19 protein-coding genes are annotated in these 22,641 nt (G+C 61.7%); 8 read left to right on the top strand and 11 right to left on the bottom strand.

Going from position 1 to position 22,641, the window contains the following annotated elements; all coding sequences use genetic code 11:
* Nucleotide 1: 1 nt before the first annotated feature.
* A complete protein-coding gene (locus HX814_RS11385) occupies nt 2-973 on the bottom strand; it encodes an aliphatic sulfonate ABC transporter substrate-binding protein (protein WP_134326605.1) in 972 nt (323 codons plus the stop codon).
* 413 nt (nt 974-1,386) lie between these two features.
* Between HX814_RS11385 and HX814_RS11380 the strand changes: the two genes are divergently transcribed.
* Nucleotides 1,387-1,602: a molybdopterin-binding protein gene (locus HX814_RS11380; protein WP_003217010.1), complete on the top strand. Its 216-nt coding sequence runs from the start codon at nt 1,387-1,389 to the stop codon at nt 1,600-1,602.
* A gap of 148 nt (nt 1,603-1,750) precedes the next feature.
* On the opposite strand, the gene HX814_RS11375 is transcribed toward HX814_RS11380, so the two are convergent.
* From HX814_RS11375 to HX814_RS11355, 5 genes are all read right to left on the bottom strand, one after another.
* Complete coding sequence (locus HX814_RS11375) at nt 1,751-5,098, bottom strand: hypothetical protein (RefSeq protein ID WP_134326606.1); 3,348 nt, start codon at nt 5,096-5,098, stop codon at nt 1,751-1,753.
* 94 nt (nt 5,099-5,192) lie between these two features.
* Nucleotides 5,193-6,341 carry a MalY/PatB family protein gene (locus HX814_RS11370; RefSeq protein WP_102605241.1) on the bottom strand — a complete coding sequence of 383 codons (1,149 nt, stop codon included), beginning with the start codon at nt 6,339-6,341 and terminating at the stop codon, nt 5,193-5,195.
* A 59-nt stretch (nt 6,342-6,400) separates the two neighbouring features.
* A complete protein-coding gene (locus HX814_RS11365) occupies nt 6,401-7,024 on the bottom strand; it encodes an FMN-dependent NADH-azoreductase (RefSeq protein ID WP_102605240.1) in 624 nt (207 codons plus the stop codon).
* Entirely contained in the window at nt 7,021-7,461 is a 441-nt protein-coding gene (locus HX814_RS11360) for a GNAT family N-acetyltransferase (RefSeq protein ID WP_087693842.1), read from the bottom strand. Before HX814_RS11360 ends, HX814_RS11365 begins: the two co-directional genes overlap by 4 nt.
* Complete coding sequence (locus tag HX814_RS11355) at nt 7,454-7,930, bottom strand: carboxymuconolactone decarboxylase family protein (RefSeq protein WP_003217021.1); 477 nt, start codon at nt 7,928-7,930, stop codon at nt 7,454-7,456. Before HX814_RS11355 ends, HX814_RS11360 begins: the two co-directional genes overlap by 8 nt.
* A 133-nt stretch (nt 7,931-8,063) precedes the next feature.
* On the opposite strand from HX814_RS11355, the gene HX814_RS11350 reads away from it, so the two are divergent.
* From HX814_RS11350 to HX814_RS11340, 3 genes are all read left to right on the top strand, one after another.
* Complete coding sequence (locus tag HX814_RS11350; protein WP_177008500.1) at nt 8,064-9,437, top strand: PLP-dependent aminotransferase family protein; 1,374 nt, start codon at nt 8,064-8,066, stop codon at nt 9,435-9,437.
* Between the two features lie 81 nt (nt 9,438-9,518).
* Nucleotides 9,519-11,774, top strand: a complete 2,256-nt coding sequence (locus HX814_RS11345; protein WP_177008499.1) for an arginine/lysine/ornithine decarboxylase — start codon at nt 9,519-9,521, stop codon at nt 11,772-11,774.
* A gap of 20 nt (nt 11,775-11,794) precedes the next feature.
* A complete protein-coding gene (locus HX814_RS11340) occupies nt 11,795-12,364 on the top strand; it encodes a GNAT family N-acetyltransferase (protein WP_003217028.1) in 570 nt (189 codons plus the stop codon).
* 475 nt (nt 12,365-12,839) lie between these two features.
* Here the strand turns inward: HX814_RS11340 and HX814_RS11335 are convergent, their stop codons facing one another.
* Nucleotides 12,840-13,742, bottom strand: a complete 903-nt coding sequence (locus HX814_RS11335) for a LysR substrate-binding domain-containing protein (protein WP_008431332.1) — start codon at nt 13,740-13,742, stop codon at nt 12,840-12,842.
* 176 nt (nt 13,743-13,918) lie between these two features.
* On the opposite strand from HX814_RS11335, the gene gspG reads away from it, so the two are divergent.
* Nucleotides 13,919-14,347 carry a type II secretion system major pseudopilin GspG gene (gspG, locus tag HX814_RS11330; RefSeq protein WP_008431333.1) on the top strand — a complete coding sequence of 143 codons (429 nt, stop codon included), beginning with the start codon at nt 13,919-13,921 and terminating at the stop codon, nt 14,345-14,347.
* 4 nt (nt 14,348-14,351) lie between these two features.
* Here the strand turns inward: gspG and HX814_RS11325 are convergent, their stop codons facing one another.
* Nucleotides 14,352-14,588 (bottom strand): hypothetical protein, encoded by a 237-nt coding sequence (locus HX814_RS11325; protein ID WP_003209248.1) that lies wholly within the window; start codon nt 14,586-14,588, stop codon nt 14,352-14,354.
* A gap of 228 nt (nt 14,589-14,816) precedes the next feature.
* Between HX814_RS11325 and HX814_RS11320 the strand changes: the two genes are divergently transcribed.
* Nucleotides 14,817-15,374 (top strand): NADPH-dependent FMN reductase, encoded by a 558-nt coding sequence (locus tag HX814_RS11320; protein ID WP_008431334.1) that lies wholly within the window; start codon nt 14,817-14,819, stop codon nt 15,372-15,374.
* Between the two features lie 85 nt (nt 15,375-15,459).
* Here the strand turns inward: HX814_RS11320 and poxB are convergent, their stop codons facing one another.
* A complete protein-coding gene (poxB, locus tag HX814_RS11315; RefSeq protein ID WP_177008498.1) occupies nt 15,460-17,184 on the bottom strand; it encodes a ubiquinone-dependent pyruvate dehydrogenase in 1,725 nt (574 codons plus the stop codon).
* Between the two features lie 78 nt (nt 17,185-17,262).
* On the bottom strand, nt 17,263-18,495 hold the full coding sequence (locus HX814_RS11310; protein WP_177008497.1) for an NADH:flavin oxidoreductase/NADH oxidase family protein: 1,233 nt from the start codon (nt 18,493-18,495) through the stop codon (nt 17,263-17,265).
* Between the two features lie 69 nt (nt 18,496-18,564).
* Here HX814_RS11310 and HX814_RS11305 point away from each other — a divergent pair, with 69 nt between their 5' ends.
* Entirely contained in the window at nt 18,565-18,987 is a 423-nt protein-coding gene (locus HX814_RS11305; protein WP_087693749.1) for a MerR family transcriptional regulator, read from the top strand.
* A gap of 33 nt (nt 18,988-19,020) precedes the next feature.
* Here HX814_RS11305 and acnB read toward each other — a convergent pair whose 3' ends face one another.
* Nucleotides 19,021-21,621: a bifunctional aconitate hydratase 2/2-methylisocitrate dehydratase gene (gene acnB, locus HX814_RS11300; RefSeq protein WP_003209239.1), complete on the bottom strand. Its 2,601-nt coding sequence runs from the start codon at nt 21,619-21,621 to the stop codon at nt 19,021-19,023.
* A gap of 394 nt (nt 21,622-22,015) precedes the next feature.
* Between acnB and HX814_RS11295 the strand changes: the two genes are divergently transcribed.
* Entirely contained in the window at nt 22,016-22,486 is a 471-nt protein-coding gene (locus HX814_RS11295; protein WP_093197112.1) for a DUF1289 domain-containing protein, read from the top strand.
* The last annotated feature ends 155 nt before the right edge of the window (nt 22,487-22,641 follow it).

The following is a 22,641-nucleotide window of genomic DNA, read 5'->3' as shown; positions in this document are numbered from 1 at the left end:
CTTATGGACGAGGCAAGGCCTGGCCGAAGCTTGGGTCGATCAACTGGTCGATCACCTGATCCACATTCACCCCACGGCGCACCAGTTCTTCCGACACCAAAATCGGCGCGGCGGCCTTGGACGACACCACGTCCTGGGACGTGAGCAATGGGCTGCTCAGGTCGGTACGGGATAGTTGCAGCTTGGCCACGTCGAGGGGCAGGCCGGACTCGTCGGCCAGCAGCTTGGCGAATTCATCTGGGTGCTTGACCGCCCAGTTGCGAGCTTTTTCATAGGCGCCGAGCACCTTGGCGATGGTCTGTGGATGCTCCTTTGCGTATTTGTCGGTCACGCTGACCACGCCGTAGCTGTTGAAGTCCTTGTTGCGGTACAGCAGGCGCGAGCCCGCCTGGATTTCGCTGGCGGCCATGTGCGGGTCGAGACCGGCCCAGGCATCCACATCACCTTTCTCCAGGGCGGTACGGCCATCCGGGTGTTGCAGGTGCACCAACTCCACGTCGTCCTTGCTCAGGCCGGCTTTCTGCAGGCTGCGCAGGGTGAACAGGTACGGGTCGGTGCCTTTGGTGGCGGCGATTTTCTTGCCCTTGAGGTCGGTGACGCTCTTGAACGTCGAGTCCTTGCGCACCACCAGTGCGGTCCACTCGGCGCGGCTGTACACGTACACCGACTTGATCGGGCTGCCATTGGCCCGGCTGAGCACCGCCGACAGGCTGGCGGACGAGGCGAAGTCGACGCCGCCGCTGTTGAGGTATTCCAGGGAACGGTTGCTGCCCTGGCTCAACACCCAGCCGACCTTGGTTTGCGGCAGCGCTTCTTCAAGCCAGCCGAAGTGTTTGAGCACCAGGCTCACCGGGGAGTAGTAGGCGTAGTCCAGGTTGACTTGCGCAGGGTCGGTTTCCGCTGCATGGGCCAGGGGTTGCAGGCTGAAGGCGAGGGCGCAGGCGCCCAACAGGGTATTGAAGAAGGGTTTCATGGAACAGCTCCGGACAAGGCGGGAAAAGAGAAGGCTTTTCTTATATTCAGAAAATTCATATGGCATGTTCCATCATGCGTTATAGGAATATGCAGTCTCTGTGCCAGCGTCTTTGCAGGGCAGGGCAACACCCTGGCGTAGCAGCTGTCGAGCCCAAGCGAGGCTGCGTTCGCGGTGCTTCAGACAGACCGCTGACGCATCCTCGCTTGGGCTCGACAGCTGCTACGTGGGGAGTGGTTGGGAGTGGGGAGGCGGGCACTTTGTTGAATCACTGTTGGCTGTGCAACAGCTTTCATATGTTTTTATGGAATAAATAAAGAGTTATATATTCCTTTTGTTGGTTTCACGAATAGGGCACTTTGAGTGCCTGCGCATTCGTGCGGATTGACCCAACAGACCAAAGGAAAGCCGACATGACCATTAAAGCGATCAACGTGCGCAACCAGTTCAAAGGCGTGATCAAGGAAATCCTGATCGGCGAAGTGGTGTCCGAGATCGACGTGCAAACCGCGTCGGGGATCGTGACGTCGGTGATTACCACACGCTCGGTGCGTGACCTGGAGTTGAAGGTGGGCAGCGAAGTGATTGCCTTTGTGAAGTCGACTGAAGTGTCGATCGCCAAGCTGTAAACCCGAGTCCAGTTGTGAACCCAATCCAAATGTGGGAGCGGGCTTGCTCGCGAATGCGGTGTGACAGTCGACATCTACAATGACTGATCCACCGCTTTCGCGAGCAAGCCCGCTCCCACATTTTGTTTTGCATACAGCCGTTGGAGGGTTAGTTGAGCCGAGGCCCGCCGCCCGATGGCCGGGACCCAGGCTTCTCATCCGAAGCATCCGGCAGTGCCTTGGGCGTTTCGCTCGGGTCCTTGTAGTCCTTGTGCAAATCCCCATCCAGCCGGTTGCTCGACGAGCCGCCGCTTTGTGGTGTGGAGTCGAAATGCTCCCACTCCGATTGCTGGAAGCGGAACAGGCTGTCATCGGTCGGCGTGTCGCGGCCGTGGTAGTGGTGTATCTCGTAGTGGGCGTATTCGACCTTATCCGCCCAGTTGTCCTGCAGCAAACCGTCGCCGGCCAGGTCGCGGTACCAGTCGTTTTCCTTCTCGGTAGCCTTCTGTTTTTTATTGTGGTCGACGAAGTAACCGATGATCCCGCCTACCACCGCTAACACCACGCCCACCAGGAACAGCGGCCCGGTCAGCGCCGCCGCCGTGCCTGCGCCAAACAGCGCCGCCGCACCCAATACCCCGGCCGACGCGCCGAACGCACCGCCCGCCACTTGCAAGCCACCTGCGGCCTGAGCCAACGGGTCTTTGCTGTCCACGCCGCTTTTGATCGCCAGGGCGCCGAGCACAATGTCGGCAAAACCACCGGCAATGTCCGTCGCCGGGCCCAACACCTTGATCACGGAACCGGCGATCTTCGCCGATTGGGAGGCGCCAAGCTTGGCCGCACCGGCTGCCTTGAGGCCGTCATCCAGGTGAGTGGCGAGGCCTTCGGTAGCTTCGGTTACCGCCTTGTCGCCCTCGCCAAACAGCTTGGCCACGCCGTCGTACTGGCTGTCGGGAACCGCGTCCAGGGCCGCAGCGATTTCCTTGCTGACCTTTGAGTCGATTTCGGTGGGCTTGCTGAAGTCGATGACTTTGCCGGCCGCACCTTCCTTGCCCCAGATTTCCGGCAGGGTCTTGTCCAGGCCGAGGAAGTCCACCAGGCCGCCCTTGCCCAGGGCTTCGCCGATCTTGTCACCGAGCTTGACGAAGTGGCTGGCGCCGCCGGCAAAACTCAGGAAGTCCTTGGCGATGGTCATGCGTTGGGCCGGGGTTTCGCCGAGCTTGCCGCCTTTGCCCACCAGTTGGTAAATCCCCGAGAACAGGCTGACGCCGGCGCCCATCGAACCGAGGATGCCTTTGCTGTTGAGGGTGTTGAACACTTCGCCGAGCATGCCGCGATCCGCCACCGGGATATACGGTTTGCTCAGGGCGGTTTTCACGTCGGCTTCGCTGATGGTGCCGCTGTTCTTGTAGACGTCGCCGAGTTCTTCCAGGGCCTTGGTCACGGCCGAGGATTTCTCCTTGCCCTCCAGGCCCTCGTTGAGGAATTTCTCCAGCACTTCCTGGCTGCGGCGCGGCAGGTCCAGCAGGTTGCCCTTGAGCACGCCCTTGAGCAGGCCGAACAGGTCCTTGGTGGCCAGCTCCTTGTTGTCGTCGGAGATCTTGCTCGGGTCCGAGAGAATCTCGTTGAGGTCGGTGGTGAGGCCGTCGGCCTGGATATTCTGCGCGGCCTTGGTGGCGGCTTCCGGATCGAACAGCGACAGCGAGGTCAGGGTGTTGCTCAGGTCCTGCTGGGCTTCGTGGCTCTTGCCCTGTTTTTGCAGGTCCTTGAGGTACAGCACATAGTCAGGGTTGCTGGTCAGGTCGAGAAGCTTCTGCTTGATCTCGTCCTTGTTGGGCAGGTGACTGATGGCGTCGTCCATCTTGGTCTTGTAGTCGGCCTGCACCGTCGGGTCCTTGAACAACTCGCCGATCTGCTCCTGCACCGCCTTGCCGTCGATGATGTCGTGCATGTCGGCGGAAGTGAGCTCGGTCTGCTTGTCATCGAACTCGCGCCAGGTGGTGTTGAACGGGCGCTTGGATTCTTCGTAGCCGGTGATGCCATGGCCGTTCTGGTAGGCGGCCTGGGCTTCCAGGGCACGGACCAGTTTGGCCCGTGGGTCGTCTTTGGGAATCGAGCCGTCCTTGACGCCGGCGCGGTAGGTGTCGATCAGTTCGGTGGTGGCCAGTTCGCTGACGCTCTGGGTCGGCGACTTGTCGTCGTCCTTGTCGGCATGCACGCCGGTGTCGAGGTTGAGCACGTCCAGCTCATCGTTGCTCGGCAGGTTGTACTTGGCGCGGGTCTCGTCGACGGTGCCGGCGCTCCAGGCTTCCCACTTGGCAACCACTTCGTCGTAGAGCTGCGGGCTGAGTTCCTTGGAGACGATGACCTTGCCTTCGCTGGTTTCATAGCGGATCAGGCCGTCCCCCAGCTCGTCGGGAGAACCGAAGGTGATCTCGGTGTTCTTCAGGAAGTCATTCGGCCCGGCCAGCTTGTAGCCGGCGTCTTCACTGGAGTGGATCTTGCTCCAGGTGTCCTGGGCGGTGGCCACGCTCTTGAACAGTTCCGGGCTGACGTCGGCCGATACGACGACCTTGGTGCCGTCGTGGGTTTCATAGGTCAGCACATTGCCTTGCTGGCCTTCGATCCAGCCGAAGCCCTTGTAGTCGTTCAGCTCCGGCGCCTTGGTATTGGCGTCTGCCAGGGTCGAGCCGTCGTTGAGCGCGGACTCTACGGCGGCCTTTTTGTCGGGGTTGGTGTAGACCTCGTGCAGGCCTGCCAGGTAGTCGAACAGCTTGGGATTGTCGTCGCGGGCCACGACCATTTTCTGACCGTTGCTTTCAAAGCGGATCAGGCCGGGGCCCACTTCATCCTTGGGGCCGACGGTGGTGCCGGCGTAGGGCGGCCACACTTCGTTGTCGCTGGCGCGCTTATAGCCGGCGTCTTCGCTGCTGCCCAGGCCGGTGAAGCTTTCATAGGCTTCCTTGGCTTTCTGGAAGGCCTCGGGGTTGTCGCGCTGGCTGATGACGAACTTGTTGCCGTCCTGGGTCTCGTAGCGGATCACGCCGGGGCCGGTTTCGTCGGGCGGGCCGAGGGATTTGTAATCACCGAGCTTTTCCGGGGCCGTGGCGTCGCCGCCCAGGCGCTGGTAGCCGGCGGCTTCGCTGGCGTTGACGCCGGAGAGTGCCTTGAAGTCGGCGCTGACTTGCTTGAACAGCTCGGGGCTGTCTTTTTCGCTGACGATGACTTTCTTGCCGTCCTGGGTTTCATAGCGGATCAGGCCGGGGCCGACTTCGTCCGCCGGGCCGATGGCCTTGTAGTCCCCCAGGGTGGTGGGCGGTGCGGCGTCCTTGGCGGCCAGTTCATAGCCTTGTTCCTTGCTGGCAGCGAGCCCTTGCGCGGTTTTGTCGCCGGCCTCCACCTTCTTGTTGTTGGCGCTGTTCTTGAGCAGCACGTGGAACGCCGCGCCGGACTTGGGCGGTGTGAGAGGAAGGGCTTTGGGGTCGGTCGAGCGGTTGAGCGGCTGGGTCGTCATGCCATGGAACTCCTGCTGTTACCGGTGGGACGAATCGGCAAAAACAGTAACAGCAGGGGTTCGGCGGTCGTTGCGAAAAGTTGTGAATTGCGCCTTAACGGTGACGCAGGCTACGTTCCAGGCGGGCGATGCCTTCTTCCAGCATGGCCCGTGGGCAGCCGAAGTTCAGGCGCACGAATTGCTGGCTGTCATCGCCGAATTCAATCCCGGCGCTCAAGCCGACCCTGGCCTGTTCGAGGAAGAACCGTTGCGGGTCGTCCAGGCCCAGGGCGCTGCAATCCAGCCAGGCCAGGTAGGTGCCTTGAGGCGCATGCATGACCACGCCGGGCAGGCGGGTTTGCACGGCGTTCAGCAGGTAATCGCGGTTGGCTTGCAGGTAGGCCACCAGCGCCTGCAGCCAGTCGCCGCAGTCGCTGTAGGCCGCACGCGTGGCTTCCAGGCCCAGGGGGCTGACGCTGTCGACCATGCCGCAGCGGGCTTGGTTGAAGCGCTCGCGGATCTCGGGATTCTGGATCACCGCGAAGCAGGTCTTCAACCCGGCGACGTTATACGCCTTGCTCGCCGACATCAGGGTGATGGTGCGCTGGGCAATCTCGGGGCTGAGGCTGGCGGTGGGAATATGCCGGCGGCCGTCAAAGCACAGCTCGGCGTGGATTTCATCGGAGACGATCAGCGCACCCTGGTCCAGGCAGGCGCTGGCCACGGCCAGCAGTTCCTCACGGGGGAAGACCTTGCCCATCGGGTTGTGCGGGTTGCTCAACAGCAGCGCCCCGGCGCCGGTGAGGGCTTCACGCATTGCCGGCAACGGCGTGAGGTACTCGCCTTCGGCGCTCAGCTCAAATGGCACTTCGATCTTCGGCAGGTTCCAGTGGCCGGGCGCCAGGCGGATCGGGCGATAGTTGGGGGTTTGCAACACCACCGGTTGGCCGGGCTGCACAAATGCGTGCAGCGCCATGTTGAAACCAGGCTCGACCCCCGGCAGGAACAGCAACTCATCCGGCTGTACACGCCAGGCGTACTTGGCCCACAGGTCGGCGACGATCGCCTCGCGCACGCCATCGCAGGCCACGCTGTAGCCGAGGATCTGTTGACCGAGGCGCTGGTGCAGCGCCTGAAGCACAGCCGGTGGTGCGGCGATGTCCATGTCGGCAATCCACATCGGCAGAACGTCTTGCGGGTAACGACTCCACTTGGTGCTGCCGGTGCCGAGGCGGGAGTGGATCGTGTCGAAATCAAAGCTCATGGGTGGCTCGTATCAGGGAGGCGGGCGTAGAAATGGCGCTGATTCTAGCGCCATTAATTTTACGCGCCAGCGCTGATTGCCGCCCGGGCGCCCGCTTGCCGGTCAAATGCCTCGGCCAACTGCGTGTGGGCCTGTTCCAGGCTGCGCTGCACGGCGGCTGCGCCACGCACCATGGCCCCCAGATAGACGAAATCCACCGCGTGAATGCCCACGGTTCCAAGGATCGCCTGCAGGTAGGGCGTGAGGAAGTCGGGCTCGCGGTTTTTTCGCGAACTGCCGGAGCTGACCAGTACAAAGGTGCGCCGGTCCTTGAGCAAGCCGACTTTCTCAAACTGCGGATTCACCGTGAAACTGCGGTGGATGCGCACCACATGGTCGATCCAGCACTTGAGGGCCGCCGGCACCGTGAAATTGTGCACGGGGGTGCAGATGATCAACAGGTCACAGGCTTCCAGCTCGACAATCAGTTGCTCGGAGCGCTCGGTTGCCGGGCCGCTCAAGCCGCCGGGCGTGGTCAGGGCGTTGGCGTATTCCCGAGTCAGCGCCGGCAAGCCCTGGCCGCCGTAGTCGCGTTCGACCACTTCGGCCTCGGGTGCCTGTTCGCGGAGCAGGGCGCGGGCCAGGCGGAAGGTCTGGGCGGCCTTGCCGTGGGGGCTGAAGCTCAGTAGCAGGGCGCGGGTCATTGGTCGAGGTCCTGTGAAAAGTGCATCCCCAGTGGCAGCAGGCCCTGGCGAAAATAGAAGCGTTGGGCCAGGGCCATGTGCATGCCGGTGTCCAGCACCAGGTAGCGATAACCCAGGCGGCGGGTGTGCTGGCGTACCTCGTCCAGCAGGCGCGCACCCAGGCGTCGGCGTTGCAGGGAGGCGTCCACCACCAGGTCATCGACGTAGATAAAGCGCCCATACAGCAGGTTTTCCGTCAGGCGATAACCGGCCAGGCCCAGCACCTGGCCGTTTTCCCGGGCGGCCAGCAGGCGGTAGCCGGTTTCGCGCTGGCGCTGAATCTGCTGGACGAAGGCGTGCGGGTCTTCGAGCTTTGGCCGCAGTTGCTGCATAACGGCAAAGCAGGCCAGGCAGTCGGCGTCGCTTTCGATGTGCACAAACTCAACAGAGTCATTCATGGTTGCCGTGCTCCATGTGCGCTTTTACGGCGGCAGGGACTTTGCGAAAGCTGATGGCGACGCGGTTCAGGGCGTTCATCAGGGCGATAGCCAGGGTCAGGTCGGCAATTTCCTTGTCATCGAAGAGGGCCTTGGCCTCGGCATAGTGTTCGTCCGGCACCTCGGTTTGTGCGACCTGGGTGACCGACTCGGCCCAAGCTAACGCGGCGCGTTCACGCGGGCTGAACAACGGCAACGCTTCGCGCCAGGCGGCCAGCAGCATCAGCTTTTCCAGGCTCACGCCCTGTTTGAGCAGGTCGCGCGAATGTGAGTCCAGGCAGTAGGCGCAGCCGTTGAGTTGCGAGACCCGCAGGTACACCAGGTCAATCAATTCCTTCTCCAGGCCGCAGCCGTGGATGTAGCTGTGCACCGAGCCAAGGGCCTTGTAGCCGACGGGCGCCGCCAGGGCGTAGTCGAGACGGTGTTGCATGGGGTGCTCCTTGTTTCGTGAAGTGATGCCGTCAGTGTGGCGGCCGGGTCGCCGGCTCAATAGGGCCAAGAATGGACAAGCGGGTTGGGACAAGATCAGACTTCAGGGCTGATTCACTGTGAGCCGGATAACGATGTCGTCACTGCCCAAATACCAGGAGATCTACCGGCGCTTTCGCCAGGCCATCGACCAGGGCCAACTGCGCCCCGGTGAGCGGGTGCCGTCGGTGCGCAGCCTGGCCCAGGAACTGAAGGTGGCCCGGGGCACGGTGGAGACGGCCTACCAGTTGCTGGTGAGCGAAGGGTTCTTCCTGGCGCGGGGCCAGGCGGGAACAGTGGTGGCCGAGGCGCTGCCGCAGCGCTCGATCAAGTCGTTGCCGGTTGAACCCGAACCCGTGGCGCCGGCGTCGGCCCCGCGCCTGTTGCAGTTGGGCTTGCCGGCGCTCGACAGCTTTCCGCGCAAGCTGTGGGCGCGGCTGGTCACCCGGCAAGTGCGCCGAGTCGATGTGAACAGCCTGGCCATGGGCGATGTGCGTGGCGCCCGCTCGCTGCGTGTGGCGATCGCGCAATACCTGGCGCTGTACCGGGGCGTGGAGTGTTCGCCGGAGCAGGTGTTCGTGTGTGCCGGTTACTCGGCGTGCCTCGCGCTGGTGTGTGATGCGCTGCAGATGGCCGGCCAGCCATGCTGGTTCGAAGACCCGGGCTACCTGCATGCGCGGCAACTGCTGCTGCACCTGGGGGCGCAGTTGGTCCCGGTGCCGGTGGACCACGACGGGCTTGATGTGGAGGAGGGCATACGGCGTGCGCCCGGCGCCCGGCTGGCGATTGTCACCCCGGCCCACCAGAGCCCTCTGGGGGTGGCCCTCAGTGCTGCGCGGCGCCATCGCTTGCTCGATTGGGCACAGGCCCACGGCGGCTGGGTGGTGGAAGACGACTACGACAGCGAGTTTCGCTACAAGGGCCAGCCCCTGGCCGCGCTCAAGAGCCAGGACACGGCCGACCGGGTGATCTACTCCGGCAGTTTCAGCAAGATGCTCTTCCCGGGGCTGCGCCTGGGTTATCTGGTGGTGCCTCGGGCGCTGCTCCCGGCCTTTGAGGCCAGCGCCGGCGTGCTGCAAAACCGCAGCGCCGAATTGTTGCAAGCCACCACGGCGGACTTTCTCGACCAGGGCCATTTCACCCGCCACCTGAAAAAAATGCGCCAGCTCTACACCGCACGGCGCGGCTTTCTGGTGGAGGCACTGGCCAGTCATTGCGGGGCGCTTTTGCAGGTGGATGAGCAGTCCGGCGGGATCAACCTGCTGGCGCGGCTGCGGGTGGACGTCTGCGATCAGGCCGTCGCTGCGGCCGCCGCACGTGCCGGGCTGGGGATACAGGCCGTGTCGGGCTGGAGTATCGAGCCCGGTGGTCAGCAAGGTCTGTTGATGGGCTTCACCAACCTGGCGACTCGCCAGCAAGCGGTGCAAGCGGCGCTGGTGTTGCGCGAGGTCATCGACGGCGCTTTATGAACACCGGTTGAACATCTTCATTCGCCACATCGGCCCCGAGCTTCTACCCTGAAGGCATAGCCCTCAGGACGCCAAGCGCTCATGTACAAAGACCTGAAGTTCCCGGTTCTGATCGTACACCGCGACATCAAGGCCGACACCGTTGCCGGCGACCGCGTCCGGGGCATCGCCCGGGAGCTTGAGCAGGAGGGCTTCAGTATCTTTTCGGCGGTGGACTACGCCGAGGGTCGCCTGGTGGCTTCGACCCATCACGGCCTGGCCTGCATGCTGATTGCCGCCGAGGGCGCCGGGGAAAATACCCATCTGATGCAAAACATGGTGGAGCTGATCCGCCTGGCGCGGGTGCGGGCGCCAAACCTGCCGATCTTCGCCCTCGGTGAGCAGGTCACCCTGGAAAACGCCCCGGCCGATGCCATGAGCGAGCTGAACCAGTTGCGGGGCATTCTTTATCTGTTTGAAGACACCGTGCCGTTTCTTGCCCGGCAAGTGGCCCGTGCGGCTCGCGCCTACCTTGATGGCCTGTTGCCGCCATTCTTCAAGGCCCTGGTGCAGCACACGGCGGATTCCAATTATTCCTGGCACACCCCCGGTCACGGCGGCGGCGTGGCCTATCGCAAGAGCCCGGTGGGGCAGGCGTTTCATCAGTTCTTCGGGGAAAATACCCTGCGTTCGGACTTGTCGGTGTCGGTGCCGGAGCTCGGCTCGCTGCTGGACCACACCGGCCCGTTGGCCGAAGCCGAGGCGCGGGCAGCGCGCAACTTCGGCGCCGATCACACCTACTTCGTGATCAATGGCACCTCCACCGCCAACAAGATCGTCTGGCACTCGATGGTGGGCCGGGATGACCTGGTGCTGGTGGACCGCAACTGTCACAAGTCGGTGTTGCATTCGATCATCATGACCGGCGCCATCCCGCTGTACCTGTGCCCGGAGCGCAATGAACTGGGGATCATCGGGCCGATTCCCCTGAGCGAGTTCAGCCCCGAGTCGATCCGCGCCAAGATCGAGGCCAGCCCGCTGACCCGAGGCCGACCGGCCAGGGTCAAGCTGGCGGTGGTCACCAATTCCACCTACGACGGCCTGTGCTACAACGCCGAGCTGATCAAGCAGCAACTGGGCAACAGTGTCGAGGTGCTGCACTTTGACGAGGCGTGGTACGCCTACGCGGCGTTTCATGAGTTTTTCGCCGGGCGCTATGGCATGGGCACTTCGCGCACGGCCGACAGCCCGCTGGTGTTCACCACGCACTCCACGCACAAGTTGCTGGCGGCGTTCAGCCAAGCGTCGATGATCCATGTGCAGGATGGCGGCGTGCGCAAGCTGGACCGCGACCGCTTCAACGAAGCGTTCATGATGCATATTTCCACCTCGCCGCAGTACAGCATCATCGCCTCCCTGGATGTGGCGTCCGCAATGATGGAAGGGCCGGCGGGGCGGTCGTTGCTGCAAGAGATGTTTGACGAAGCCCTGAGCTTCCGACGTGCCCTGGCCAACCTGCGCCAGCACATCGCCGCTGAAGACTGGTGGTTTTCCATCTGGCAGCCGCCGCTGGTGGCGGGCATTGACCGGGTGGTGACGGCGGACTGGCTGCTGCAACCCCAGGCCGACTGGCATGGCTTTGGCGATATCGCCGAAGACTACGTGCTGCTGGACCCGATAAAAGTCACCCTGGTGATGCCTGGCCTGAATGCCGGCGGGGCTTTGAGCGAGTGCGGAATTCCCGCTGCGGTGGTCAGTAAATTCCTCTGGGAACGTGGGCTGGTGGTGGAAAAGACCGGGCTGTATTCGTTCCTCGTGCTGTTTTCCATGGGCATCACCAAAGGCAAGTGGAGTACCCTGCTCACCGAACTGCTGGAATTCAAGCGCAGTTATGACGCCAACGTGAGCCTTGCTGTCTGTTTGCCATCGGTGTTTCAGCAGGGCCCGGTGCGGTATCAGGGATTGGGTTTGAAGGATCTGTGCGACCAGTTGCACAGCTGTTACCGCAGCAATGCCACGGCCAAGCACCTGAAGCGGATGTACACGGTACTGCCGGAAATCGCGATGAAACCGGCCGACGCCTACGACCTGTTGGTCAAGGGCGAAGTCGAGGCGGTGTCCATCGACGCTTTGCCAGGTCGGGTCGCAGCGGTCATGCTGGTGCCTTACCCGCCGGGCATTCCGTTGATCATGCCGGGTGAGCGCTTTACCGAATCGACTCGCTCGATCATTGATTACCTGGCGTTTGCCAGGACGTTCGATAGCAGTTTCCCCGGCTTTGTTGCCGATGTTCATGGACTGCAACACGAAGATGACGGCAGTGGTCGTTGTTACACCGTCGACTGCATCAAGGGTTAAGGATGTTTATGCAAGCTGTAATGAACCCGAAGTACCCGGGCCTCAGTGTCCGGGTGGCTGACGAAGGATTTGACGCCTACGTGTGGGGGAACGACTTCAGCTTTGAAGTCAACGCCTACGGCAAGCCGGAAATGGGCAAGCGCGTCGACCAGTGGGCGGTGGAGCGTATCGTGCCGTACCGCAAATGCTACGGCATCGATCCCGAGGAATTCGCCAGCTTCCGTGACGCGGCCGACAGTGCGGTGTTCATGGCCTACCTCGATGACCGGCCCGTGGGGCATATCGTGGTCAGCACCAACTGGAACGGCTTTGCCCATGTGGATGAGCTGGCGGTGGTCTTGCCCGCGCGGCGCCACGGGGTGGCCAAGGCGTTGCTGGACGTGGCGCAGTTCTGGAGCCGCAAGAAGAACCTGCCGGGGATGATGCTGGAGACCCAGAACAACAACCTCGGTGCCTGCCGGCTGTATGAGCGCTGCGGGTATGTGATGGGCGGGATCGACCACCTGCGCTATCGTGGGATTGATCCGCAGACGCGCGAAGTGGCGATTTTCTGGTATCGGTTGTTCAAGACAGAATTGGAAGCAGTCTGAGCTGCACCGATCAACTGTAGGAGCCGTCGAGCCCCAGCGAGGCCGCGATGGCGGTGTGTCAGGCAACCTCTTTATCGACTGTGCCGCCGCCTTCGCAGCCTCGCTAAAGCTCGACAGCTCCCACATTCGATTTGCGCAAGCCGAGTACTTGCGACCGAACACACAACTCCCAGACTTCCCCCCGACCCCCTGTGGGAGCCGTCGAGCCCCAGCGAGGCCGCGATAGCGGTGTATCAGGCAACCTCTTTATCGACAGTGCCGCCGCCTTCGCAGCCTCGCTGAAGCTCGACAGCTCCCACATTCGATTTGAGCAACCCAAGTACTTGCGACCGAACACACAGCTCCCAGACTTCCCCCGATCCCCTGTGGGAGCCGTCGAGCCCCAGCGAGGCCGCGATAGCGGTAGGTCAGGCAACCTCTTTATCGACAGTGCCGCCGCCTTCGCAGCCTCGCCAAGGCCCGGCAACTCCCACATTCACGGCAATGTGCTTGTCAGCAGGTTTTCAGCCTTCTCGGTGACAATCTCCAGCAGCGCATTCAAGGCGGGCGATGGCTCGCTGCCCTTCAGGGTCAACGCATACAAGGTCACCACAATCGGCGGTGACAACGGGCACGCATCCAGCCCGGCTTCCCGTGCTCCGCTGGCGGTGAACGGGTCGACAATCGCCAGGCCTTCCCCGGCTTCTACCATGCTGCGCATCATCTGATACGTCTGCACCCGCGTTTGCACCACCGGCAGCGGGCGCAGGGCTTGCAGCTTGCTGTCCAGCAGGCGGCTCAGCGGGTCCTGGCCTTCAAGGCCGATCATCGACTGCCCGGCCAACTCCTGTAGCGCAATGTATTTCTGCCGCGGCTTCAGCCAGCCATGGGGCGCGAGCAATTGCAGCTTGCCATGGGCCAGCGGTTGGCTGTGGATTTGCGGGTGTTCCGGGTCGTGCAGGCTCAGGCCGAGGTCGGCTTCGTGCAGCAGCAGGCTTTTGACGATGTCCCGGGTGGAATGGCTGGAGAGGTTGCACGGCGTGTCTTGGAAACGTCGGCGCAGCACGGCGATCGCCTGGGGCAGCAGTTGATTGGCCAGCGGCGGGGTGCACAGTGCGCGCAAGGGCGGGGCATGGTGGTGCTTCAGGCTGCTGGCCAGGCGTTGCACCGGCTCAAGGGCTGCATAGAGGTGGGCGATTTCGGCCTGCAGCTCAAGGGTTTCCCGGGTGGCCTGCAAGCGTCCGCGCACACTGGCGAACAGCATGAAGCCCAATTGCAGCTCGGCATCCTTGAGGGTTGCGTCCACATCGGCCACGGGCAGTTGCAACCATTCGGCGGCGGTGCCGAGGTGTCCGGTCTGTAAAATCGCTTGAATGACTTCGATATGACGTAAACGCATGGCCGGAGTCTATGTTCAGCGCGACGTGGATTCAATGGCTCAGGCCCGGGCGTGGAAAAAAGACCCGCCACGGCAGCGCCCCAACTAGACTTGCACGATCAAGTCCCTTGGCGCCTGCAACCAGCAGGTCATACAAAGGGCGTATCAACCAGAGGATCCACGGGGGAGCCTTATCGATGCTCGGTAAAACAGACACGCGCGGGTTTTCGTTGTGGGACCTGCTGGTGGTGGTGCTGGTGGTCGGTGTGTTGGCGGTTGCGGTGGGGCCGCGGATCTTCGGCGACGTGACTCAGTCGGAAATCGCCACGGCCAAGGTCCAGTTGAAAGAGCTGGGCAAGGCAGTCGAGCGTTTTCATCAAGATGTAGGGCGTTATCCTACCGACGACGAGGGGCTGGCGGTGTTGACGGTTCAGCCAGCGGGAGAAGGGAAGTGGCGGGGCCCCTATCTCAAGGATCAGGACATGCTGACGGACCCTTGGGGCGTGGCCTATCAGTACCACTATCCTCCCAGCCAGGCCAAAACCAACTTTGATCTGTTCTCGTTCGGCAAGGACCGGACACTGGGAGGCGTCGGCGATAATGTTGATATCGCCTATGGGGAATAACGTCTTATGAAGCGTGGATCGTGGCGGATTCGCGGGTGATGATAGTGCCCGACTGAATCAGCCTGAACTCATCGCCATCCAGTTTTTCTACGCGGTCGCCAATGGCCAGCTTGTAGGTGGTGGTGGGCGCCGAGCCAGCCAGGCCGTCGAGGGGCGGGTTGGATTCCTGGAACTCATGCACCGAATAAACGCGACCTTCCGCGTCTCTGGCATGGAACTGTCCGACAAGTACTGCTGCCATCTGTTTAGAACCTCTGGAGATAAACACTCGATTTGCGGTTCTGTAGACCGTAGGAGAGCGGGGTAGTTTACCTATTGAAAAAAAATACTATTCGTTGACTTTTTCAGACATTACTTACAAATCCATCTGCGGTGTAAACGTCCCTGGGGATTGCAAAAACGCGCTGGTGATAGCGTCGCGCAGGCTCTATAACTACAAACTCCTTAAGTCAGAAATCGGGAAACCCCAATGAGCAAGGTCTACACGATTGCCGTACTGGTCGGCAGCTTGAGAAAAGAGTCGATCAACCGCAAGGTCGCCCTGGCACTGGCCGAGTTGGCGCCCGCCAACCTCAAGTTGAACATTGTCGAAATTGGCGATTTGCCGCTCTACAACGAGGACATCGACGGTGCTGCACCGCCGGCAGCCTACAGTACTTTCCGTCAACACGTGCGTTCATCCGACGCGGTGTTGTTTGTGACCCCCGAATACAACCGCTCCGTGCCGGGTGTATTGAAGAATGCGATTGACGTCGGTTCACGTCCTTATGGCCAGAGTGTCTTCAGCGGCAAGCCGGGTGCGGTGATCAGTGTGTCTCCCGGCGCCATCGGCGGTTTTGGGGCCAATCACCATTTGCGCCAGTCGCTGGTGTTTCTCGATGTGCCGTGCATGCAGCAGCCGGAAGCCTACCTGGGCGGTGCGGGCAGCGTGTTCGATGAGTCGGGCAAGGTCTCGGAAAAGACCAAGCCGTTTTTGCAGGCGTTTATCGACGCCTATGGCAAGTGGGTGGAAAAACAGCACGGCTGATCAGCCGTGCGAAAAAAGACCCCGCTATTTAAGCGGGGTCTTTTTTGTCTGCGGTCAGGCCGCGTGGTCGGCCACTACGGCGCTATTAACGCAGCCAGTTGGTTTTCGCCAACTCGATCACCTCATCACCGCGTCCGCTCATCACCGCCTTGAGCATGTACAGGCTGAAGCCCTTGGCCTGCTCCAGCTTGATGCTCGGCGGCATCACCAGTTCCTGGGTGGCGGTGACCACGTCCACCAGCACCGGGCCGTCGTGGGCCAGGGCGCGGCGCAGGGCCGGTTCCAGGTCTTCGGACTGCTCTACGCGAATACCGAGGATGCCCATGGCGTTGGACATGGCGGCAAAGTCCGGGTTTTTCAGCTCGGTGCCGGTATCCAGGTAGCCCGCCGCTTTCATCTCCATGGCGACGAAGCCCAAAGAAGAGTTGTTGAACACCACCAGTTTCACCGGCAGGTTCAACTGCGCCAGGCTGATGAAGTCCCCCATCAGCATGGTAAAGCCACCGTCGCCAGACATCGAAATCACTTGGCGCCCGGGAAACGCGGCTTGCGCACCGATGGCCTGGGGCATGGCGTTGGCCATCGAGCCATGGTTGAACGAGCCGATCAACCGGCGCTTGCCGTTCATTTTCAAGTAACGCGCCGCCCAGACTGTCGGCGAGCCAACGTCGGCGGTGAAGATTGCGTCGTCGTCCGCCAGTTCGCTGAGCAGGCGCGCAACGTATTGCGGGTGAATTGGCCTGCCGGCCTTTGACGGTTCCGCCAGGTCATCCAGCCCTTGGCGGGCTTTGTCATAATGCTTGAGCGAGGTTTCGAGGAAGCTGCGGTCCGTCTTGCGGGTCAGGCGCGGCAGCAGCGCCTGGATGGTCTCGCTGACGTCAGCTGCAATGCCCAGGTCCAGCGTGGCACGCCGGCCCAGTGCCTGCGGGTTGCGGTCGACCTGGATGATCTTCGCGTCGGTCGGGTAGAACTGGCGATACGGGAAATCGGTGCCGAGCATGATCAGCGTGTCGCAGTTGAGCATGGCGTGGTAGCCGGAGCTGAAGCCGATCAGGCCGGTCATGCCGACGTCGAACGGGTTGTCCCACTCCACATGTTCCTTGCCGCGCAGGGCATGCACCACGGGCGCGCCGAGGGCGTCGGCCAGGGCCACCACCTCATCGTGGGCGCCGGCACAGCCGCTGCCACACAGCAGGGTGACTTTGCCGCTGTGTTCGAGGATGTCGGTGAGGCGTTGCAGGTCCTGTTCCGCCGGCAACGTGCGCGGTGCCAGCAGGGCCGGCCACGGTTTGAATTTATCTTCTACTTCCAACAGTGACACATCCCCGGGAATCACCACCACCGCAACGCCGCGATTGAGGATCGCCGAGCGCATGGCACGGTGCAGCACGTGAGGCATCTGCTCGGGATTGGTCACCAGCTCGATAAAGTGGCTGCACTCCTTGAACAGTTCCTGGGGATGGGTTTCCTGGAAGTAGTTCAGGCCGATCTCGGAGGAGGGGATCTGTGCGGCAATGGCCAGCACCGGCACGTGGTTGCGATGGCAATCGAACAGGCCATTGATCAAGTGCAGGTTGCCGGGGCCGCAGCTGCCGGCGCATACGGTCAGTTCGCCGGTGGCGGCGGCTTCGGCACCGGCGGCAAACGCGGCCACTTCTTCGTGGCGCACATGCATCCACTCGATGCTGTCCATGGTGCGCAGGGAGTCGGTCAGGCCGTTGAGGCTGTCGCCGGTCAGGCCCCAGATGCGCTTGATGCCCGCCTGTTCAAGGGTGGTCGCCAATTGCTGGGCCAGGGTGATTTTCGCCATGAAGAACTCCAATCGTCAGTGAGGGTAAAAAGCTGCTGATCAGTTAAGGACAGTTCCATGGCGCTGAATGCTCCCCGCTCAATGTGAAGAATTGGTCATCGCAGCGCGATATTGCCGAGTGCGGCGGGCGATAAACAGTTGGTCTTTTATCAACGCCAGCAGCGGCGTCACCCCGGGTTTCGGCTGGCGGCCACGGCTCAGGCGGCGAAGCTGATAACGCACCACTGCCATGTTCGCCAGGCTGGCCAGGGGTTTGCGCTTCCAGCGGATCGGCGGCAATTGCGGGTTGAGATCACGGCCGGCGCGCCATTGCTTGATCAGGTGCGGCTCCAGGGTCAGGGCAGTGGCGATCCCGGCCATGGCGATGCCGCTGTCCAGGACTTGCTGCACGATCGGCAAGCGCCGGATGCCGCCGGTGACCATCACCGGCATGTTGGCGACTTTCGCCAAGTCGCTGGCCATCTCGATGAAATAGGCTTCGCGGGCCAGGGTGCGTCCGTCGCGAGCCTCGCCTTGCATGGCCGGGGCTTCGTAGCTGCCGCCGGACAGTTCCAGCAGGTCGATGGCCAGCGGGTTGAGCTGCTCGACCACGGCATGGGCGTCGGCGGCGTCGAAGCCACCGCGCTGGAAGTCGGCGGAATTGAGTTTCACCGCCACGCAGAAATCCGCGCTCACGGCGGCGCGCACGGCTTTGATCACCTCCAGCAACAGCCGAGCGCGGTTTTCAACGCTGCCGCCCCAGCGGTCTGTGCGCTGGTTGCTCAAGGGCGAGAGAAACTGGCTGAGTAGGTAGCCGTGGGCCGCATGGATCTGCGCACCGCTGAAACCGGCTTTTTCGGCGAGACGCGCGCTGGTGGCGAAGCGCGAGATGACGTCCTGGATATCGTCCTCGGTCATGGCCTTGGGTTGGGCGAACATCTTCGAAAAGCCGCCGAGATCGAGGGCCACCGCCGAAGGTGCCAGGGCCTGCTGGCCGAGGTTGGCCATGGTCTGACGACCCGGGTGGTTGAGCTGTACCCAGAACTGCGCGCCCTTGGCCCGGCCAATCGCGGCCCATTGGCGAAACTTGTCCAGGTGACGTTCGTCTTCCAGCACCACGCCGCCGGGGCCGGTCATGGCACGGCGATCAATCATCACGTTGCCGGTCAGGATCAGGCCGGGCTCGCCGTCGGACCAGGCTTGATACAAGCGCATCAGGGCCTCGGAAGGCGCCTGGTTCGCATCCGCCATGTTCTCTTCCATCGCCGCCTTGGCGATGCGGTTACTGATGAGCTGGCCGTTGGGCAATTGCAACGCTTCAAAGGGCGACATGCTTGACTCCTCACATTGGGAGCGCTCAGGCTAAGCTTAAAGGTCACTTTAAGGTCAATGGGGTTGGCGATGAATATTGGTGAACTGGCGGAACGCAGCGGCTTGGCAGCCTCGAAGATTCGTTTTTACGAAGCCCAGGGGCTGATCCAGGTCGAGCGACAAGGTAATGGCTATCGCCGTTATCCCATGCAGACGTTGCAGACGCTGCAATTGATCCAGGGCGCTCAGCGCGCCGGTTTCAGCTTGCAGGAGTTGAAGGCGCTGATGCCCGACGATTCGCCGAGCGAGGCGAAACGCGCCGATATCATCTTGAGGCTTGAGCGCAGGATTGCGCAGATAGAAGAGCTTCAAGCCCGAATGGACCAGAGCAAGGCCGAGTTACGCGCGGTGATCGCCACGATCCAGGCGCACCCGGAAGGCACGCCGTGCACCCAGGCGCAGGACAAGGTCTGGGCCTCAATCGAGGCGCATAAAAAAACGCCGCGCATCTGACGATACGCGGCGTTCGTTTACAGCAACAAAACCTTAGGCTTGAACCACAGGGATGTTGGCGCTTGCAGCAATTTCACGGAACTCGGCGATCTGGTCAAAACTCAGGTAGCGATACACGTCGCTGGCCATGGTGTTGATCTTCGCGGCGTATTCCATGTACTCCTCGACGGTCGGCAGGCGACCCAGGATGGAAGCCACCGACGCCAGCTCGGCCGAAGCCAGGTAGACGTTTGCGCCGTCACCCAGACGGTTCGGGAAGTTACGGGTCGACGTCGATACAACTGTCGAGTTCGGCTCTACACGTGCCTGGTTACCCATGCACAGCGAGCAGCCCGGCATTTCCATGCGCGCGCCAGCCTTGCCGTAGATGCCGTAGTAGCCTTCTTCGGTCAGTTGGTGAGCGTCCATCTTGGTCGGCGGCGACAGCCACAGACGGGTTGGCAGCTGACCCTTGACCTGATCCAGCAGTTTACCGGCAGCGCGGAAGTGACCGATGTTGGTCATGCACGAACCGATGAACACTTCGTCGATCTTCTCGCCAGCAACGCTGGACAGCAGACGGGCGTCGTCCGGATCGTTTGGCGCGCAGAGCACAGGCTCCTTGATGTCGGCCAGGTCGATCTCGATGATTTCAGCGTATTCGGCGTCAGCATCGGCAACCATCAGCTCAGGGTTGGCAACCCAGGCTTCCATCGCTTGGGCACGACGTTCCAGGGTACGCGCATCGCCGTAGCCTTCACCGATCATCCAGCGCAGCAGGGTGATGTTGGAGTTCAGGTACTCGGTGATGGATTCTTTCGACAGCTTGATGGTGCAACCGGCAGCCGAACGTTCAGCCGAGGCGTCGGACAGCTCGAAGGCTTGTTCGATGCTCAGGTTGTCCAGGCCTTCGATTTCCAGGATACGGCCGGAGAAAGCGTTCTTCTTGCCTTTCTTCTCTACGGTCAGCAGGCCAGCCTGGATCGCGTAGTAAGGAATGGCGTGAACCAGGTCACGCAGGGTGATACCAGGTTGCATTTCACCTTTGAAGCGCACCAGGATCGATTCCGGCATGTCCAGCGGCATGACGCCGGTGGCGGCGGCGAACGCTACCAGGCCGGAACCGGCCGGGAACGAAATGCCCATCGGGAAACGGGTGTGGGAGTCACCACCGGTACCGACGGTGTCCGGCAGTAGCATGCGGTTCAGCCAGCTGTGGATGATGCCGTCGCCCGGACGCAGCGATACGCCGCCACGGGTCATGATGAAGTCAGGCAGGGTGTGGTGGGTGGTCACGTCGATCGGCTTTGGATAGGCCGCGGTATGGCAGAACGACTGCATTACCAGATCGGTGGAGAAGCCCAGGCACGCCAGGTCTTTCAGTTCGTCACGGGTCATGGGACCGGTGGTGTCCTGGGAGCCGACGGTGGTCATCTTCGGTTCGCAGTAGGTGCCTGGACGAACGCCAGCCACGCCGCAGGCCTTGCCGACCATTTTCTGCGCCAGGGTGTAGCCCTTGTCGCTTTCAGCCGGGGCTTCCGGCAGCTTGAACAGGGTCGAAGGTGGCAGACCCAGCTCGGCGCGAGCCTTTTCGGTCAGGCCACGGCCGATGATCAGCGGGATACGACCGCCGGCACGGACTTCATCCAACAGGACCGGAGTCTTCATTTCGAAGGTGGTCAGGACTTCATCGCTGTTGTGCTTGGTGACTTTGCCAGCATGCGGGTACAGGTCGATCACGTCGCCCATGTTCATGTTGGTAACGTCGAACTCGATTGGCAGTGCGCCGGCATCTTCCATGGTGTTGTAGAAGATTGGAGCGATCTTGCTGCCGAAGCAGAAGCCGCCAGCGCGCTTGTTCGGCACGTAAGGCACGTCGTCGCCGAAGAACCACAGTACCGAGTTGGTGGCCGATTTACGCGACGAACCGGTACCGACCACGTCACCGACGTAGGCGATCGGGAAGCCCTGGCCGCGCATTTCTTCGATCTGCTTCATCGGGCCGGTCTTGCCTTGCTCATCCGGCACGATGCCTTCACGGGCCATTTTCAGCATGGCCAGGGCGTGCAGCGGGATGTCAGGACGGGACCAGGCGTCCGGGGCAGGGGACAGGTCGTCGGTGTTGGTTTCGCCGGTGACCTTGAACACGCGCAGGCTGATCTTGTCGGCCAGGGTCGGGCGGTTCTTGAACCACTCGCCGTCGGCCCAGGACTGGATCACGGCTTTGGCGTGTTCGTTGCCGTTCCTGGCTTTTTCCGCGACGTCGTGGAAAGCATCGAACATCAGCAGGGTGTGCTTGAGTTGGGCGGCAGCGACGGGGGCCAGGGTGGCGTCGTCCAGCAGCTCGACCAGGGTCACGATGTTGTAGCCGCCTTGCATGGTGCCGAGCAGTTCAACAGCGCGTTTCTTGTCGATCAGGGGAGAAGTGGCTTCGCCCTTGGCCAGGGCAGACAGGAAACCGGCCTTGACGTAGGCAGCTTCGTCAACGCCTGGTGGAATGCGGTTGGTGATCAGGTCAACGAGGAATTCTTCTTCGCCAGCCGGGGGATTTTTCAGCAGCTCGACCAGGCCTGCGGTTTGTTCGGCGTTAAGCGGCTGGGGAACGATACCCAGGGCTGCACGCTCTTCGATATGTTTGCGGTAGGCTTCAAGCACAGTTATTACCCTCATCAGTGGTCCCACGGGACGCTCATCCAGAAATGCACGGCACGCATGCGCTCAGGGGCTTTTTGGGCCGTAGAGCCAGCGCTGCCGGCAATCCTCACAGAAGCTGCTTTCAAAGTTTTACGCCTGCAGAACGGAGCTGATGAGGGTTGGCGCTGGCTATTTACCGGGTAAATAACCATCGCCAACACCGTTCTTTAGGAACGACTGTGCTCGTGACGCTTTGAAAACAGCTTCCAACGGATTATTGGCGCCTTACAAGGCCGGATGATTCTACGGCAAAAAAATTCTAAACGTAAGTTGCCGCGCCAAGTTTGCAGGGTGATCAACCTTAGACAAAGGGCTAACATGTGCAACTGTTTCGCTGATTTGTGCGTTGTCGACCATGTCTAACCAAACCATCAAGACCCCCTGCGTAGGCCTGTGCTCCACGGTTTACGGCGATCTTGTGTGCCGGGGGTGCAAGCGGTTTCACCATGAGGTGATTCAGTGGAACGGGTATAACGAGGAAGAAAAACGTGCGGTTTGGCTGCGGCTGGAGCAGTTGTTGGTGCAGGTGATGGCCGGGAAGCTTGAGGTGTTTGACCCTAAAATGCTGCGGGGGCAGCTGGAGCAGCGCAAGATTCGGTTTGTGCCGCATCAGTCGGAGTACTGCTGGGCGTATCAGTTGATTGCTCGGGGGGCGCGGGTGATCAGCAATCTTGAGGCTTACGGGATGGTATTGATGCCGGAGTTTCGGGATTGGGGGTTGCCTGAGTTGCGGGATGCGATTGATCGGGAGTTTTTTATTTTGTCCGAGGCGCATTATCAGCGGTATATCGCGCCGGGGTTTCTCAGGGATGCGTTTGGGGGGTGATTGAGTACATATCCGTTATTTGGGTAACGGCCGCTTATGGTTCCGCTCTTACAGCGGGTCACTTTTGGCAAACGCCCCAAAAGTAACCAAAAGGTCTTTGCCCCACCACTCGGTGCCTCGCTTAGGCTCGGCATGCCCGCACTCCGGCCCGGTTC

Origin of the sequence: Pseudomonas sp. C8002, assembly GCF_013385765.1 — a bacterium.
Taxonomy (GTDB): domain Bacteria; phylum Pseudomonadota; class Gammaproteobacteria; order Pseudomonadales; family Pseudomonadaceae; genus Aquipseudomonas.
This window is presented reverse-complemented; position numbering and strand designations above follow the sequence as displayed.

Bases quoted from the DNA above. Each gene is read 5' to 3' on its own strand.
- HX814_RS11350 (WP_177008500.1), top strand. From the start codon at position 8,064: ATGTCGTCACTGCCCAAATACCAGGAGATCTACCGGCGCTTTCGCCAG.
- HX814_RS11380 (WP_003217010.1), top strand. From the start codon at position 1,387: ATGACCATTAAAGCGATCAACGTGCGCAACCAGTTCAAAGGCGTGATC.
- HX814_RS11305 (WP_087693749.1), top strand. From the start codon at position 18,565: ATGAATATTGGTGAACTGGCGGAACGCAGCGGCTTGGCAGCCTCGAAG.
- HX814_RS11320 (WP_008431334.1), top strand. From the start codon at position 14,817: ATGAGCAAGGTCTACACGATTGCCGTACTGGTCGGCAGCTTGAGAAAA.
- HX814_RS11370 (WP_102605241.1), bottom strand. From the start codon at position 6,341: ATGAGCTTTGATTTCGACACGATCCACTCCCGCCTCGGCACCGGCAGC.
- poxB (WP_177008498.1), bottom strand. From the start codon at position 17,184: ATGGCGAAAATCACCCTGGCCCAGCAATTGGCGACCACCCTTGAACAG.
- HX814_RS11375 (WP_134326606.1), bottom strand. From the start codon at position 5,098: ATGACGACCCAGCCGCTCAACCGCTCGACCGACCCCAAAGCCCTTCCT.
- gspG (WP_008431333.1), top strand. From the start codon at position 13,919: ATGCTCGGTAAAACAGACACGCGCGGGTTTTCGTTGTGGGACCTGCTG.
- HX814_RS11310 (WP_177008497.1), bottom strand. From the start codon at position 18,495: ATGTCGCCCTTTGAAGCGTTGCAATTGCCCAACGGCCAGCTCATCAGT.
- HX814_RS11335 (WP_008431332.1), bottom strand. From the start codon at position 13,742: ATGCGTTTACGTCATATCGAAGTCATTCAAGCGATTTTACAGACCGGA.
- HX814_RS11385 (WP_134326605.1), bottom strand. From the start codon at position 973: ATGAAACCCTTCTTCAATACCCTGTTGGGCGCCTGCGCCCTCGCCTTC.
- HX814_RS11340 (WP_003217028.1), top strand. From the start codon at position 11,795: ATGAACCCGAAGTACCCGGGCCTCAGTGTCCGGGTGGCTGACGAAGGA.
- HX814_RS11345 (WP_177008499.1), top strand. From the start codon at position 9,519: ATGTACAAAGACCTGAAGTTCCCGGTTCTGATCGTACACCGCGACATC.
- HX814_RS11295 (WP_093197112.1), top strand. From the start codon at position 22,016: ATGTCTAACCAAACCATCAAGACCCCCTGCGTAGGCCTGTGCTCCACG.
- HX814_RS11365 (WP_102605240.1), bottom strand. From the start codon at position 7,024: ATGACCCGCGCCCTGCTACTGAGCTTCAGCCCCCACGGCAAGGCCGCC.
- HX814_RS11355 (WP_003217021.1), bottom strand. From the start codon at position 7,930: ATGCAACACCGTCTCGACTACGCCCTGGCGGCGCCCGTCGGCTACAAG.
- HX814_RS11325 (WP_003209248.1), bottom strand. From the start codon at position 14,588: ATGGCAGCAGTACTTGTCGGACAGTTCCATGCCAGAGACGCGGAAGGT.
- HX814_RS11360 (WP_087693842.1), bottom strand. From the start codon at position 7,461: ATGAATGACTCTGTTGAGTTTGTGCACATCGAAAGCGACGCCGACTGC.